This is a genomic window from Phenylobacterium sp., assembly GCF_041691455.1.
In the GTDB taxonomy this organism is placed as follows: domain Bacteria; phylum Pseudomonadota; class Alphaproteobacteria; order Caulobacterales; family Caulobacteraceae; genus Phenylobacterium.
In genome coordinates, this window is the sequence record NZ_JBEPUO010000002.1 from 127,459 (window position 1) to 141,184 (window position 13,726).

Here is a 13,726-nt window from a genome sequence, read left to right on the forward strand (position 1 = left end):
CAAGCCGATGTCCGTCGCCCGCTCCAGAGCTTCGGCCAAGGCGCCGCCCAGACCGCCCAGGGGCGAGATGGTCGATGTCGGCGGACGGCGCCTGCGGATCGTCCGCGCGGGTCCGGCGAGCGAGCGGCCGACCATCATCCTGGAGCACGGCGCCTTCGGTTGCGCCGCCGACTGGGCGGTGGTGCAGGAGCGGCTGGCGGCCAAGGGGCTGGGCAGCATCGCCTACGACCGCGCGGGCCTTGGCCACTCCGAGCCGGGACCGAAGCCGCGCGATGGCCACGCCATTGTCTCCGACCTCGCCGCCCTGCTGCGCGAGATCGACGAGGCCGGCCCGGTGGTTCTCGTCGGCCACTCCATGGGTGGGCTGATGGTCCGGCTCTATGCGCTCACCCACCCCCGCCAGGTGCTGGGCGTCGTACTGGTCGACGCCGTGGTGCCGGAAGTCATGGCCTCGCCGGTCGGCGCCAAGGCGGTCCAGGCCTTCAGCCGCATCCTGGGCTGGGTGAGCCACGGCGCGCGGTTCGGCATGATGCGGCCCGTGGCGGTGTTCACCGGCGACCGGATCGGCCTGACGCGGGAGGCTGCCGCCGAGAAGCGACGCATCCACGGCTCCGCGCCGCACGCCCATTGGGCGGCCGCGGAGGTCGACCAGTGGCAGGTGACGTCGGACCAGGCCCGCGCCGCCGACTTCCCGCCCAAGATGCCCATCGCCGTGATCACCGCGGGCGCCGGGGAGACCGCCACGGCGCTGAAGAAGGTCCAGGTGATCGCCGCGCTGGCGTCGCAGAACGGCTATATCGAGCACGTGGCCGGTGCGGGCCACGCCAACCTGCTCGGACGCCGTTTCGCTGACCCCATCGTGCGCGGCGTGGAGCATGTGCTGGCCGCCGCGCACCGCTAGGCGGGTTCGCGCTCCACCGCGCCGCAGGCGGCCAGCAGGCGATTGTGGGTGAGGGGGCGGGCCTTCAAGTCTTCCACGCCGTCATCACTCGTGGCGATGGGCAGGGTGGCGCCGGCCGCGGCGCGGATCTCGACGGTCCGCCCTGCGGTCACCTCGAAGCGCCCGTCCCACACCGCCGTCTCGCCGGCCCGCAATCTGAGCGGCGCCAGGCCGCCGCGCGCCGCCTCCCCGGGCTCCCGGCGGAAGGTCACAGCGTCTGCCTCGGCCTCGATGCGCGCGCCGGCCAAGCTGGCGACGAAGGGCGCGTCCCCGGTCAGCCGTGCTGCTAGCCGTTCGATCTTGTCGCGGCCCGGCGGACGGTCGGTCCCGGCCGCGCAGAGGCAGGCGGCGGAGACGAAGCGGGCCAACGCTCCCGGCGCGGCCCCCCGCAGGTCCGCGCGGAGGATTGTAAGGCCGGCGCTCGCGTCCGTGCGGCAGGCCAGGGCGAGGTCGGCGGCCGAGTCCATGGCCGGGGCCGCGGCGGCCACCGCCCCGTCGGCGAGCGCGCGCCGCGCCCGGGGCCGGGCGAAGGCCGGGTCCTCGTTGGCGGGGTCGTCGATCCACGTCTCACCGCGCGCCGTCAGCCAGTCGCGGAGGTCGCCGCGCCGGACGCCCAGCAGCGGCCGCAGCAGGAAGACGCCTCGCCCCTGCGGCCAGACGGGAGAGGGCGACCATTCCCGCGGCTCGGACGTCGTCGAGCCGGCTTCGCGCATCAGTCGGGCCTCCAGCCCGTCGTCGGCGGTGTGGCCCATCAGGATCACCCGCGCACCGGCCTCACGCGCGGCCTCGGCCAGCAGGCCGTGGCGCGCCGTCCGCGCCGCGGCGGGGAGGCCCGAGGAGGGCTTCTCGCCCTCCCAGGCCAGCGCCCGGAACGGCAGGCCGAGGCGTTGGGCGACGGCCGCGCAGGCTTGCGTCCAGCCGGCGCTCTCCGGGCGCAGCCGGTGATCGACGGTGAGCACGAGGAGATCGCGGCTGGCGCTCTTCGCCCACTCGACGGCGGCCATCAGCAGGGCGAGCGAGTCGCCGCCGCCGGACAGCGCCACGGCGACCGGCTGTGGCAGCCCGGCCTGAAGGCGGCGGTCGAGGACCGTCCCGACCACGGACTCCAGGTCGAGTTCGCGCGCGGCCCGGGTCGCCCCTAGCCGCACTTCGCCTGGGTGCGAACCACCGCCGCGCGGGTTTTCACGGAAGCCGGCGCCTTGGGATATTTCCGCTCCAGTTCGCCCAAGGTCTGGCAGGCGTCGGCGGGCTTCTTGAGCGCCGTCAGCGCCCGCGAAAGCTCGACTACCGCGTCGGGCGCCCAGGCGGTCTGCGGCCAGCCGCGGATCGCGCCGATGAAGGCCCCGGCCGCCTTCACGCTGTCGCCGCGAACCATCAGGGTCTTGCCCCACCAGTAGCGCGCTTCCGACGTCCGGGGCGTGTCCGGATAGCTGGTGACATAGGCGCTGAACGCGCTCTCCGCGGCGTCGTAGTCGCCGCTCAGCATGAGCTGCCGGGCTTTGGCGAAGGCGTCGGCGGCGGCGGCCTTGGGATCGGCGGCCTGGGGCGGCGGCTCGGGCGGCGGCGGCGGGCCGGCCTGGGCCGCGGCGGCGAAAGCGTCGGCCGCCTTCTGCTCGTCGGCGGTCAGCCGGTCGCTCAGCGCCTTCAGCTGGGCTTTCAGGGCGCCGTTGTCGCGCTTGGTCTGGTCGAGCTCGTGGGTCGCGGCGTCGAGCGAGCCGTTCAGCCGGGTGAGCGTCTGCTCGAGGTCGGCGATGCGGCTCGCCTGTTCGGCGATCCGCGCGTCGGTGTCGGCCGGCTGAACGACCACCGGGGCGCCGGTCTTCTGCGCCTTGAAGACGATGTCGCGCAGCTCGCGCACCACCTTCTCCATCCGGTCCACGCGCTTGGCGTCGCGCGCGTCCAGGGGGTCGTCCATGGGCGTCTGGGCGAACGACGGGACGGCGATCAGGGCGATCGCCGCCGTCGCGCCCAGCAACCTCAGGCTTGGGCGCAGGCGTCGTCCCGGCATCATTGCATCCGGGCGCCGCTGACGATCGCGGTGTGGGCGTTGCGGTTGTGCTGATCGGCCTCGTCGCCTGAGCCGGAGTCGACGGGCTTTTCCTTGCCGTAGGACACGGTGGAAATACGGGCCGCCTCGATGCCGTGGGAGACCAGGTACTCGCGGACCGCGTTGGCGCGCCGCGCGCCAAGCGCGAGGTTGTATTCGCGCGTGCCGCGTTCGTCGCAGTTGCCTTCGATCCGCACCTGCACCGCCGCATAGCGCTTCAGCCAGCCGGCCTGGGCGTCGAGCAGCGGCGTCGCATCGCTGCGCACGCTGTATTTGTCGAAGTCGAAGTAGACGCGGTCGCCGACGTTGATGACGAAGTCGCGCTCGGAGCCCGGCAGCGCGTTCTGGGTCACCGGTTGGGCGGACGGCGGGACACTGGGACCGCGCGGCGGCTCGGACCGTTGGGCCGCGGGCGGGGCCGTCGTCGGGAAGGCCGGCTTCGGCTTTGAGGCGCAGGCGGCGACCGAAAGCGCTGCGGTGGCGATCATCGTCAGGCGCAGGGCGCTTCCGGCGTTGGGGATGGTGACCATGGAAGACGTCTCCTCTGTGAGCGCGCCCGACGGCGCAGGGCAACAACTAAACGGCAGGCGTTACTCAGGCATTATGCAGGTATTATGCAGGCATTATGGCGTACGCCTAGTTGAGTAACGGCGACCAGGCCGGGTCCGATCCCGCGCCGGGATAGGGCATCGGCTGCAGAATGCGCCCGGTGACATCGACGCTCCACAGTTTCGACGCGCCGCCGGCGGATTCCCGGCTGAACAACAGCACCCGGCCATTGGGCGCCCAGGCGGGGCCCTCGTCGAGATAGCTGGAGGTCAGGATCCGCTCGTCGGAGCCGTCGGGCTTCATCACGCCGACGTGGAACTCCGCGCCGACCTGCTTGGTGAAGGCGATGAATTCCCCGGTCGGGCTCCAGACGGGGGTGGTGTAGCGCCCTTGCGCGAAGGTGATCCGCCGTGGGTCCGAGCCGTCGGCGCCCATCACATAGAGCTGCGGCGAGCCTGAGCGGTCGGAGTTGAAGACGATCTTCGAGCCGTCCGGCGAGAAGGACGGCGAGGTGTCGATTGCGGGATCCGCCGTCAGCCGCGCGGTCGAACGGTTCTTCAGGTCCATCACGAAGATGTCGCTGTTGCCGCCGCGCTCCACCGAAAAGGCCACCTTGCCGCCGTCGGGCGAGAACCGTGGGGCGAACACCATGCCCTTGAAATCGCCGATGCTCTCGCGGCGCGTGGTGTCGAGGTTGAGCAGATAGATCTTCGAGCCCTCGGGCCGAAGCTCCATGTAGGTGATCTCCTGGCTGGTCGAGGAGAACCGGGGCGTCATGATGATCGCCGAGCCGTCGGTGAGATAGCTGGGGTTGGCGCCGTCCTGGTCCATGATCGCCAGGCGCTTGGTCTTCTTCCCCCGCCCGCCGGACTCGGCCACGAACACCACCCGGGTGTCGAAATAACCCTTCTCGCCGGTCAGCCGCTCATAGACCGCGTCGGAGATCTTGTGGGCCACGCGCCGCCAGTTCTCCGGACTGGAGGTGAACTGCAGACCGAGCAGCTGCTGTTCGGCGAAGACGTCCCAGAGGCGGAAGTCCACCTGCAGGCGGCCGGCCACGACGGTGACCTGGCCATTGACCAGCGCCTGGGCGTTGATCTGCTTCCAGGCCGGGAAGCGCGGCTGGACGGCGGTGGTGAGGTCGCGCTCGACGAAGCTCGCCGGGTCGAGCGGCCGGAACAGGCCCGAGCGCTGCAGGTTGGCGGCGATGACCCCGGAGATGTCGGTCCCCGCGGGCGCGCCGCCGAAGGCCGGGATGGCGATCGGCAGCGGCTGGACGTCGCCGCGGTTGACGTTGACCTCGATGTCGGCGCGGGCGGGACCCGGGATCAGCCCGGCCGCCGGCAGGGCCGCCAGGGTCATCAGGAGGGTGCGTTTGGAGAGCGGGGTCATCAGGAGCAGGCCTTCTGCGCGTCGAAGTTGACTTTGATTTTCTGGCCGTAGAACTCCCGCGGCAGGTCACGGAAAGGGGCTGCGGCATAAACGGCGCGAACGGCGCGCTCGGCGGCCGTGCGCGCGACCGGCGTATGCGCGGTCTGGATCTCCGTGGTGACGTCGCCGACCACCTGGGCCCCGGCGCCGATCGTGAAATAGACCTTCACCTGCACGTCACGCCCACCTTCGACGTCGCAGTTGGGGTTCCAGCGGCGCTGCAGCTCGTCGGCGAGGCCGCTCAGGGCCGCGGCCGAGGCGGCGGCGCCCAGGGCAGGGCGCGCCTGCAGGGCGGTTTCCGGACGCGCCGGACCCTTGGCCGCCGAGGAGGGCTTGGGCGTGGCGGGCTTCTGCATCTTGGAAATGCTGGCCGACAGCGCGTCGAGGTCGAGGCTTTTCTCCGGCTTGGCCGGGGGCGCGGGCTTGACGGGGGCCGGCGCCGGGATGGGCTTGGCCGGGGTCGGCGTCGGCTTTGGGGTCGGCGGCGGGGGGGCAGGCTTCGGCTGCGGGGCGGGCGGGGTGGATTCCAACGGCGCCTGCGGGACCGGCTCATCGGCGAGGGCGGTCTGTTCGACCGGCGCCTGCTCGGCCTTACGCACGTCCGCGGCGGGGGCCTTGGAGACGATGGTCACCGGCACGACGGAGCCCACCTTCAGGTCGCGGGCGAAGTTCCAGGAGATCAGCAGCGCTATGGCGACGGTCGCGTGCAGCAGCACGGACCCCAACATCGCGGGCTGGATCTCCCGGCGGATCACGGGTTGTCGGCCTCCGCCGGCTTCGGGGAGGGCGTGGTCTTGCCGCCGGACGAAGGGCCGCCGGACGAAGGCCCGCCGGTGTCGGTGATCAGGTTGATCGAGGTGAAGCCGGAGGTCGACAGCGCCGCCATCACCTGGGCGACCACCGCGTAGGCCGCCTTGCCGTCGGCCCGGACGTAGAGCGGCTTGGTGGTGTCGGGCCCGGCCATCTCATGCAGCCGCGGCGCGAGGTTGGCGAAGGCGACCGGATCCTCCTTCACGAAGATCGAGCCGTCGGCCCGGATCGAGACGGTGAGCGGCTCGGACTGGTCCTGCAGGGCGCCGGCCTCGGTCTTCGGCAGCTCCACCGGCACGCCGACGGTGAGCAGCGGCGCGGAGATCATGAAGACGATCAGCAGCACCAGCATCACGTCGACCAGTGGGGTGACGTTGATCTCCGAGAGCGCGCCGCGCCGGCCGCGACCGCCGCGGCGTCGACGGCCCCGGCCACCGCCGGCCGCGAAGGCGTCGTTGGCGGAGAGCGCCATGGCCTAGGTCCGCTCCGCCAGCCGGCGCTGGATGGCGGTCGAGAGGTCGTCGGCGAAGCCCTCCAGCCGTCCGGCGAACTTCCCGGCGGAGGTCGAGAAAGCGTTGAAAGCGATATAGGCCGGGATGGCGGCGATCAGGCCGATGGCGGTGGCGAACAGGGCCTCGGCGATCGAGGGCGCGACCACGGCCAGCGAGGTGTTCTTCTGGATGGCGATCGACTGGAAGGCGTTCATGATGCCCCAGACGGTGCCGAACAGCCCGACGAACGGCGAGGCGGTCGCGACGATGGCCAGCGAGCCCAGCCCCTCCTCGACGCGGGCGCTTTCGCGGGCGATGGCGGCGTCGAGGACGCGGTCGATGCGCTGGATCAGGAAGGCGGTCTGGGTGTCGGTGGACGGGCCCTTGGCGCGGGCCTCGCGCCATTCGCGCAGCGCGCCCTGCAGCATGCGCGGCAGCACGTGGCGAGGCCGCTCGCCGGCCTCGGCGGCGACCTCCTCGAGGCTCTTGCCGGAGGCGACCTCGTCCTCGAAGGCGTTGGCCTCGCGGTTGAGCGCCGAGAAGCGGACGGTCTTGTCGAGGATCACCGTCCAGGACCACAGCGAGGCCGAAGCCAGACCCAGCATCACCAGCTTCACGACCCAGTCGGCCCGCATGAACAGGACGAAGAAGTTGAAGCTCTCGGGCGTGACGGCGGTGTGGTCCATGCGAAGTCCAGGAGCTGGGGAGGCCGGGGGCGAATCAGGGATGGGGCCGTGGTGAGGGGGCGCGGTGGCGATCTTATGGCGAAGGAGTGAACAGCGGGGCCAGCGCCTCGGCCATGCCCGGCGGCGGCTTGCGCGCGCGGCCCTTCAGGTCGATGCAGGCGGCCTCGACCTGGGCGGCGGCTATCAGCTCTTCGCCACGGGTGATCCGTTGACTGATGAAGAGGCGCGGACCCTTGGCGCTGTCATAGGTCGTACGCACCAGGAGCGCGTCGTCGATCCGGGCGGCGCGTTTGAAATCGACCGTCATCCGCACGATCGTGAAGGCGGCCGGGTCCGGACGTTCCAACAGGGCGGAATGGCTGACGCCCACCAGCCGGAAGAAGTCGCTCCGCCCCCGCTCGAAATAGCGCAGGTAGTTGGCGTGGTAGACGACGCCGGTGAAGTCGGTGTCCTCGTAATAGATGCGCACCGGCAACTGGTGCTCGCGGCCGACCAGCCAGCCGGCGGATGGCTCCGTCTCACTCATCGTCGAAGAGGTCTCCCGGCTGGGCCTGGCCGAGGCCCTTCGGCGCGGTCAGCCCCAGGTGCGCATAGGCCTTGGCGCAGGCCATGCGGCCGCGGGGCGTGCGCTGGATGAAGCCCTGCTGCAGCAGGAAGGGCTCGATGACGTCCTCGACGGCGTCGCGCGCCTCGGCGATGGCGTAGGCGAGCGTCTCCACCCCCGCGGGACCGCCGGCGTAGTTCTCGATCAGCGCGCGCAGGTAGCGGCGGTCGAGGGCATCCAGGCCCATCTCGTCGACGTCGAGACGAGCCAGCGCCGAGGCCGCGGCGCGGCGGTCGATCAGGTCGACGCCGTCGGAGGCGGCGAAGTCGCGGACCCGGCGCAGCAGGCGCCCGGCGACGCGCGGCGTGCCGCGGGCGCGGGCGGCGATCTCCTCGGCGCCCTCCGGATGCAGGTTCACCCCCATCTTGGCGGCGGCCTGGGAGAGCACCTTCTTGAGTTCGGCGGGGGTGTAGAACTCCAGCCGGATCGGGATGCCGAACCGGTCGCGCAGCGGCGTGGCGAGCAGGCCCGCCCGCGTCGTCGCCGCCACCAGGGTGAAGGGCGCGAGGTCGATGCGGATCGAGCGCGCCGAAGGACCCTCGCCGATCATCAGGTCGAGGACGTGGTCCTCCATGGCCGGATAGAGGATCTCCTCGACGTTGGCGGCCAGGCGGTGGATCTCGTCGATGAAGAGGACGTCGTTGGGCTCGAGGTTGGTGAGGATCGCGGCGAGGTCGCCGGCCTTGGCCAGGACGGGGCCGGAGGTGGCGCGGAAGTTCACCCCCAGCTCGCGAGCGACGATCTGGGCGAGCGTCGTCTTGCCCAGGCCCGGCGGCCCGAACAGCAGCACGTGGTCGAGCGCCTCGCCCCGCGACTTCGCCCCCTCGATGAAGACCCGCAGGTTCCCCTTGGCCTGCTCCTGCCCGACGAACTCGGCCAGCGTCTGCGGCCGCAGCGCCTTGTCGGGCGCCTCGAAGGGGATCGGCTCGCCGGAGACGATGCGGGTCACCGCCCGAGTTCCTGCAGGGCCGCCTTGATGAGGGCGGGGGCTTCGGCGTCGTCGCCCATGCGCAGCGCGGCCTGCTCGACGACGCGGCGGGCGGCGGGTTCGGCGACGCCGAGGCCCATGAGGGCGGCGACCGCTTCTCCGGACGCGGAGGGCTTGGCGGGCTCGGCGGAGAGCGCGCTGGCGTGGAAGGCGGCGACTACGCCGTCGCCGATCGGCTTGTCCTTCAGCTCGGTGACGATGCGCAGCGCGAGCTTGGGGCCGACGCCCTGGGCGCGGGCCACCGACGCCTGGTCGCCCCGCTGGGCGGCGGCGGAGAGCTCGGCCGGCGGCAGGACGTCGAGCACGGCCAGGGCCGCCTTGGGCCCCACGCCCTGGATGGTCTTCAGCATCACGAAGGCGCGGCGCTCGTTGCGGTCGAGGAAGCCGTAGAGGGTCATGCCCGTCTGCTCGCCCCACTGGCTTTCGATGTGCAGGGTGGCCGTCTCGCCGGTTCCGGGCAGGCGCGACAGGGTCCGCGAGCCGCAGCGCACCACATAGCCGACGCCGGCCACGTCGAGCAGCGCCTCCTCCTCGCCGACCTCGGCCACGACGCCCCACAGCCGCCCGATCATAAGGGGAACTCCGGGCTGCAAAGGTCGGGTGAAGTGTGAATCACGTTCGGCATCTGTTCCAAGCATGCCGTAAACCATGCCGCTTCGCTTGATCAATCGTGAACATCCGGGGATCAAACCCCCCGTCGGAGGGGCCCGGCTTAACCACGTCATTCAACCACTGGGTGCGGTACTCGCCTAACGGGTGGCGGCCCATCAAGAATGTGTGGTTCCGACGCGGCTTCCGGCGGGCTAGCGTCCTCGCCCGGGGAGCTCAAATCCATGACCGACACCGCCCATCGCGGCCCGCATCCGGCGCTCTATCTGATCCTCTACCTGCCGTTCGGGATCGCCTTCGGCTATGTGACCGTGACCCTGGGCTGGCTGCTGGGTAACGCCGGCGCCAGCGTCGCGGCGATCGCCGCGCTCGCCGGCATGGGTCTCCTGCCCAACACCTGGAAGGTGCTCTGGGCGCCGGTGATCGACACCACGCTCACCGCCAAGGCCTGGTACCTGGTGGGCGTCGCCGGCACGGCCGCGATCATCGCCGGGATCGCCTTCATGCCCCTGCGCCTCGGCCTCTTGCCGGCGTTCGGCTGGCTGGTCCTGGCGGCCAATTTCATGGCCACCATTACCACCATGTCGGTCGAGCGGTTCATGGCCATCGACACGCCTGAGGACCAGAAGGGCCAGGCCGGCGGCTGGAGCCAGGCGGGCAACCTGGGCGGCGCAGGCCTGGGCGGCGGCCTGGGCCTCCTGATCGTCCGGCACTCCGGGCATCCGTGGATCTCCGGCGCCTTTCTCGCCGCGGTCTGCATGGCCTCGGCCCTGCCGCTGCTTTGGCTCCGGGAGCCCGGGCGGGTGGCCGACGGGCGCAGCTATCTTGAGACCCTGAAGGAGACCGGCCGCGACGTGCTGACCCTGGTCCGCGCGCGGATCGGGCTGCTCGCCTGTTTCATCATGCTGCTGCCCATCGGCTCGGGCGGCCTGCAGCAGCTCTGGGCGGCCATCGCCAAGGACTGGGGCGCCGGCGCCGACGAGGTGGCGCTGGTCGGCGGCCTGCTCTCGGGCCTGGTCTCCATCCCCGGCTGCATCGCCGGCGGCTACCTCGCCGACCGCATGGACCGCAAGCAGGCCTATATGCTGTTCGGCGTGGCGCTGTCGGCGGTGGCCCTGGTCATGGCCTTCGGGCCGCGCACGCCCGCTTCCTTCCTGGTCTTCGCCTGCCTCTACAACTTCGTGGTCGGCTTCAGCTATGGCGCCTATTCGGCGGTGACGCTCGAGGCCATCGGCCAGGGGGCGGCGGCCACCAAGTTCAACCTGATCTCCTCGCTCTCCAACGTCCCGATCCTGGTGGTCACCTTGGTCGATGGCTGGGCGGAGACCCGGTTCGGGGCGACCGGCATGCTGCTCACCGAGGCCGGCATCGGCGTCGCGGCGGTCGCGGTCTATGGCGTGGTGGCGATGGCCACCCGCGGGCTGAGCTGGGGCGTGCTCTTCCGGCGGGGTTCGCCTGCCGCGCCTTAGAGGGGACCTCAGGTCACTGGGGCTTGGTCTCCGGCGTCCCCCATCCGCCCACGGAGGGGCCGTCGGTCCAGGCGCCGTGCGGCGCGGGGATCACGGAGCCGGTGGGCGGCGGGTCGAGGCCGTGGTGGTCGACCCAGTCGATATTCCCGCCGCACCCGGCGAGCAGGACCAGCGCGGCGGCGAGGACCAGGGTTCGCATGGCGCGAAGCTGGACCGTGGGCTGCGGCGGAATTTAGGCCAAAGCGAGCGGGCCGCCCGGCGATGGGCGGGCGTCGAGTTCGGATATCGTCGCTGCGATTCCGTGGCTTTCCGTGTTTTCCGTGGTTTCAAAAGGATGGCCCGGCTCGCGCCGGCCGGAGGTCAGGCCGCGCCGAGGTAGGCCCGGGCCCGGCGGGCGTGGGCGTGGGCGATGGCGACCGCCAGTGCATCGGCGGCGTCGGAGGTCGTGTCGCCGGCGGTCGGCAGCAGGCGGCGGATCATGAAACCGACCTGGGCCTTGTCGGCCGCCCCGGTGCCGACCACCGCCTTCTTGACCACCGTGGCGGCATATTCGGCGACGCTGAGCCCCGCCCGCGCCGGGGCGATCAGGCAGCAGGCCCGGGCGTGGCCGAGCTTCAGCGCCGACTGGGCGTTGTTGTTCATGAAGGTTTCCTCCACCGCCGCCTCGTGCGGGGCGTGCAGGGCGATGACCTCGGCGATGGCCTCGAACAGGATCAGCAGCCGCTCGGAGAAGGCGAGGCTGTCCTTGGGCGCGATCACCCCGTGCGCCACGTGGGTGAGCCGCGCGCCGTCCACCGCCACCACGCCCCAGCCGGTGCGGCGGAGACCGGGGTCCAGACCCAGGATGCGGAGCGGCTGATTCGCGTTCATCGTCTGTTCCAGTGTGGACCGGGAAGGGATGCGCCGGAAGCCTTGACGAAAGGTGACCGCCTTCGGACGGAACAACCTTGGCCTTGAGCCGCTATCCCACCTTGGCGGGAGAGGCCGATCATGCTGCTGGAACCCGGGACCACCTGCTGGCGGCGCGAGACGTCGGGGCGCGCGGCCCTGCTGATCGACATGGCGGCCTATTTCGACGCCGCCATGGTGGCGATGGGCAAGGCCAGGCACTCCATCCACCTGCTCAACTGGGCCTTCGAGCCGGACACCCTGTTCCACCCGCAGCCCGGCTGCACGGGACCGCAGGACGACCGCATCGCCAACTTCCTGAAGCGGCTGGCCCGCGAGAACCCCAAGCTCGATGTGCGCATCCTCTGCTGGCAGTCGGCGGCGCCGGTAGCCGCCACCCAGAACTGGTTTCCGATCGCCGACCGCTGGGAGTTCAAGGGGAGCAACGTCAAGTTCGTGCTGGACGGCAAGCTGCCGATGGGCGCGAGCCATCACCAGAAGGCGATCATCGTCGACGACGCCATCGGCTTCTGCGGCGGCGGCGACATCGGGCCCGACCGCTGGGACACGCCGCTGCATCTCGACGATGACGACCGCCGGGAGATCAAGAAGAATTCGAAGAAGGACTTCGCCTCGCGCCATGAGGTGATGGGCGTGGTCGAGGGCGCGCCGGCCCGGGCGCTCGGCGCCCTGTTCCGCGAGCGCTGGGCGCGGCGCACCGGCGAGATCCTACCGGAACCGCCGAAGGTGCGGCCCGCCTGGCCGGCCGGGGTGACGCCGCAGTTCGCCGATGTCGAGGTCGGGCTCTCGCGCACGGTGGCCGCCTGGAACCACCATCCCGAGGTGCGCGAGGTCGAGGCCCTGCACCTGGCCGCCATCCGCGAGGCGCGGGCTTGCATCTATATGGAGAACCAGTACTTCACCTCGCCGCTGATCGCCGGCGCCCTGGCCGCCCGGCTGGCCGAGCCCGGCGGGCCGGAGGTGGTGCTGATCGGCACCGAGCAGTCGCCGAGCTACTTCGACCGGATGACCATGGACGGCACGCGGGTGAAGTTCATCGAGCGGCTGAAGCGGGCGGACAAGCACGGCCGTTTCCAGGCCTACAGCCCGGTGACGACGCTCGGCCGGATCATCATCGTCCACGCCAAGCTGACGATCGTCGACGATCGGCTGCTGCGCATCGGCTCGGCCAATATCAACAACCGCTCGATGGGCTTCGACAGCGAGTGCGACATGAGCTTCGAGGCCGCCGGCCGCGCCGGGACCGGCAATCGCCGCGAGATCGCGACCTTGCGCACCCGGCTGCTGGCCCACTGGCTGGGCTGCGACGAGGCCATCATGGAAGCCGCGATCCGCAAGGCGGGGGCGATCGGACCGGGCGTCGAGGCGCTGCGCAACGCCGGCTACGCCCGGCTGCGGCCGATCCAGTTGAAGCCGCTGGGCCCGCTGGGCGAGCTGGTCGCCGACTACCACCTCGGCGATCCGCTGGGGCCTCACGACAGCTGGCGGCCCTGGAGCCGCAAGCGGGCGGCGGCCAGCGCCGACCGGCGGGGACGCGAGGCGGCGAAGGCCTGAAGGGCTTCTCTGGCCCTCCCTCACTGCGCTCGGGGGAGAGGGGATCGCCAACGGCCAAGCTTTCCTATGATTTCATAAGCCTGCGACCGGAAACCCTGTGTCGGGCGCCTCACCGCCGTTAACCATAAGGTGTGTTTTGGGAGTAACTTTCTCGTGCAAATTGCGGAAAAACGCGTTCACAGAACATGGAAACCTTTGCCAGTGACGCTTGTAAGAGCAAGATGAGGAGGCGTTACACTGGGGCTAGTTAATGCGGGACCAGGGAATCTATCGGGTCATTGGCAGACGACTCCGTGCTCGGCGTCGGCTGCTTGAGATGACGCAAGGCGACGTGGCCGCGCGCTGCGGCCTGACCTTCCAGCAGATCCAGAAATATGAGGCGGGGCTGATCGCCATGCCCATCGCCCGGCTGATCTCCATCGCTGACGCCCTGCAGGCGCCGGTGGGCGAATTCATCTACGGCCTGCCCGCCGCGGCGGCGCCCGAGCGGGAGCCTTCGAAGTGGCGCGGCATGGGTCAGCCGCAGCAGCTGACGGCCTGAGCGCCGCCGGTCCGGAGCGACCCTGAGATTTTCGCACTGAATTTTTGGCGGAGCCGGCGGGCCGTGAGACGATCCGCCTGATGCCTGCGCAACGCCTG

General features: G+C 71.0%; 16 protein-coding genes. 4 read left to right on the forward strand and 12 right to left on the reverse strand.

Going from position 1 to position 13,726, the window contains the following annotated elements:
* Window positions 1-7 precede the first annotated feature (7 nt).
* A complete protein-coding gene (locus ACESMY_RS04305; RefSeq protein WP_372782563.1) occupies window positions 8-901 on the forward strand; it encodes an alpha/beta fold hydrolase in 894 nt (297 codons plus the stop codon).
* Here the strand turns inward: ACESMY_RS04305 and tilS are convergent.
* The 10 genes from tilS to ruvA all read right to left on the reverse strand — a co-directional run bounded on the left by tilS (window position 898) and on the right by ruvA (window position 9,118).
* Complete coding sequence (gene tilS / locus ACESMY_RS04310) at window positions 898-2,040, reverse strand: tRNA lysidine(34) synthetase TilS (protein ID WP_372782565.1); 1,143 nt, start codon at window positions 2,038-2,040, stop codon at window positions 898-900. The genes ACESMY_RS04305 and tilS overlap by 4 nt on opposite strands.
* 38 nt (window positions 2,041-2,078) lie before the next feature.
* A complete protein-coding gene (gene ybgF / locus ACESMY_RS04315) occupies window positions 2,079-2,948 on the reverse strand; it encodes a tol-pal system protein YbgF (RefSeq protein ID WP_372782567.1) in 870 nt (289 codons plus the stop codon).
* Window positions 2,948-3,517, reverse strand: a complete 570-nt coding sequence (gene pal / locus ACESMY_RS04320; RefSeq protein WP_372782569.1) for a peptidoglycan-associated lipoprotein Pal — start codon at window positions 3,515-3,517, stop codon at window positions 2,948-2,950. Before pal ends, ybgF begins: the two co-directional genes overlap by 1 nt.
* Window positions 3,518-3,623: 106 nt before the next feature.
* Window positions 3,624-4,928, reverse strand: coding sequence for a Tol-Pal system beta propeller repeat protein TolB (gene tolB, locus ACESMY_RS04325; protein ID WP_372782571.1), 1,305 nt, complete (start codon window positions 4,926-4,928; stop codon window positions 3,624-3,626).
* Complete coding sequence (locus ACESMY_RS04330; RefSeq protein ID WP_372782573.1) at window positions 4,928-5,722, reverse strand: energy transducer TonB; 795 nt, start codon at window positions 5,720-5,722, stop codon at window positions 4,928-4,930. The genes tolB and ACESMY_RS04330 overlap by 1 nt, the downstream gene beginning before the upstream one ends.
* Entirely contained in the window at window positions 5,719-6,249 is a 531-nt protein-coding gene (locus ACESMY_RS04335) for an ExbD/TolR family protein (protein WP_372782575.1), read from the reverse strand. Before ACESMY_RS04335 ends, ACESMY_RS04330 begins: the two co-directional genes overlap by 4 nt.
* 3 nt (window positions 6,250-6,252) lie before the next feature.
* Window positions 6,253-6,954 (reverse strand): protein TolQ, encoded by a 702-nt coding sequence (gene tolQ / locus ACESMY_RS04340; protein WP_372782577.1) that lies wholly within the window; start codon window positions 6,952-6,954, stop codon window positions 6,253-6,255.
* Window positions 6,955-7,027: 73 nt separating this feature from the next.
* Complete coding sequence (locus ACESMY_RS04345) at window positions 7,028-7,480, reverse strand: YbgC/FadM family acyl-CoA thioesterase (RefSeq protein WP_372782579.1); 453 nt, start codon at window positions 7,478-7,480, stop codon at window positions 7,028-7,030.
* Entirely contained in the window at window positions 7,473-8,507 is a 1,035-nt protein-coding gene (gene ruvB, locus ACESMY_RS04350; protein ID WP_372782581.1) for a Holliday junction branch migration DNA helicase RuvB, read from the reverse strand. The genes ACESMY_RS04345 and ruvB overlap by 8 nt, the downstream gene beginning before the upstream one ends.
* On the reverse strand, window positions 8,504-9,118 hold the full coding sequence (gene ruvA, locus ACESMY_RS04355) for a Holliday junction branch migration protein RuvA (protein ID WP_372782583.1): 615 nt from the start codon (window positions 9,116-9,118) through the stop codon (window positions 8,504-8,506). The genes ruvB and ruvA overlap by 4 nt, the downstream gene beginning before the upstream one ends.
* Before the next feature lie 261 nt (window positions 9,119-9,379).
* Between ruvA and ACESMY_RS04360 the strand changes: the two genes are divergently transcribed.
* On the forward strand, window positions 9,380-10,624 hold the full coding sequence (locus ACESMY_RS04360; RefSeq protein ID WP_372782585.1) for an MFS transporter: 1,245 nt from the start codon (window positions 9,380-9,382) through the stop codon (window positions 10,622-10,624).
* 13 nt (window positions 10,625-10,637) lie between these two features.
* Here the strand turns inward: ACESMY_RS04360 and ACESMY_RS04365 are convergent, their stop codons facing one another.
* Window positions 10,638-10,823, reverse strand: a complete 186-nt coding sequence (locus tag ACESMY_RS04365) for a hypothetical protein (protein WP_372782587.1) — start codon at window positions 10,821-10,823, stop codon at window positions 10,638-10,640.
* 161 nt (window positions 10,824-10,984) lie between these two features.
* On the reverse strand, window positions 10,985-11,494 hold the full coding sequence (gene ruvC / locus ACESMY_RS04370) for a crossover junction endodeoxyribonuclease RuvC (protein WP_372782589.1): 510 nt from the start codon (window positions 11,492-11,494) through the stop codon (window positions 10,985-10,987).
* A gap of 120 nt (window positions 11,495-11,614) precedes the next feature.
* Between ruvC and ACESMY_RS04375 the strand changes: the two genes are divergently transcribed.
* Window positions 11,615-13,087 carry a phospholipase D-like domain-containing protein gene (locus ACESMY_RS04375; RefSeq protein WP_372782591.1) on the forward strand — a complete coding sequence of 491 codons (1,473 nt, stop codon included), beginning with the start codon at window positions 11,615-11,617 and terminating at the stop codon, window positions 13,085-13,087.
* A 250-nt stretch (window positions 13,088-13,337) separates the two neighbouring features.
* Window positions 13,338-13,628 (forward strand): helix-turn-helix domain-containing protein, encoded by a 291-nt coding sequence (locus tag ACESMY_RS04380; RefSeq protein ID WP_372782592.1) that lies wholly within the window; start codon window positions 13,338-13,340, stop codon window positions 13,626-13,628.
* The last annotated feature ends 98 nt before the right edge of the window (window positions 13,629-13,726 follow it).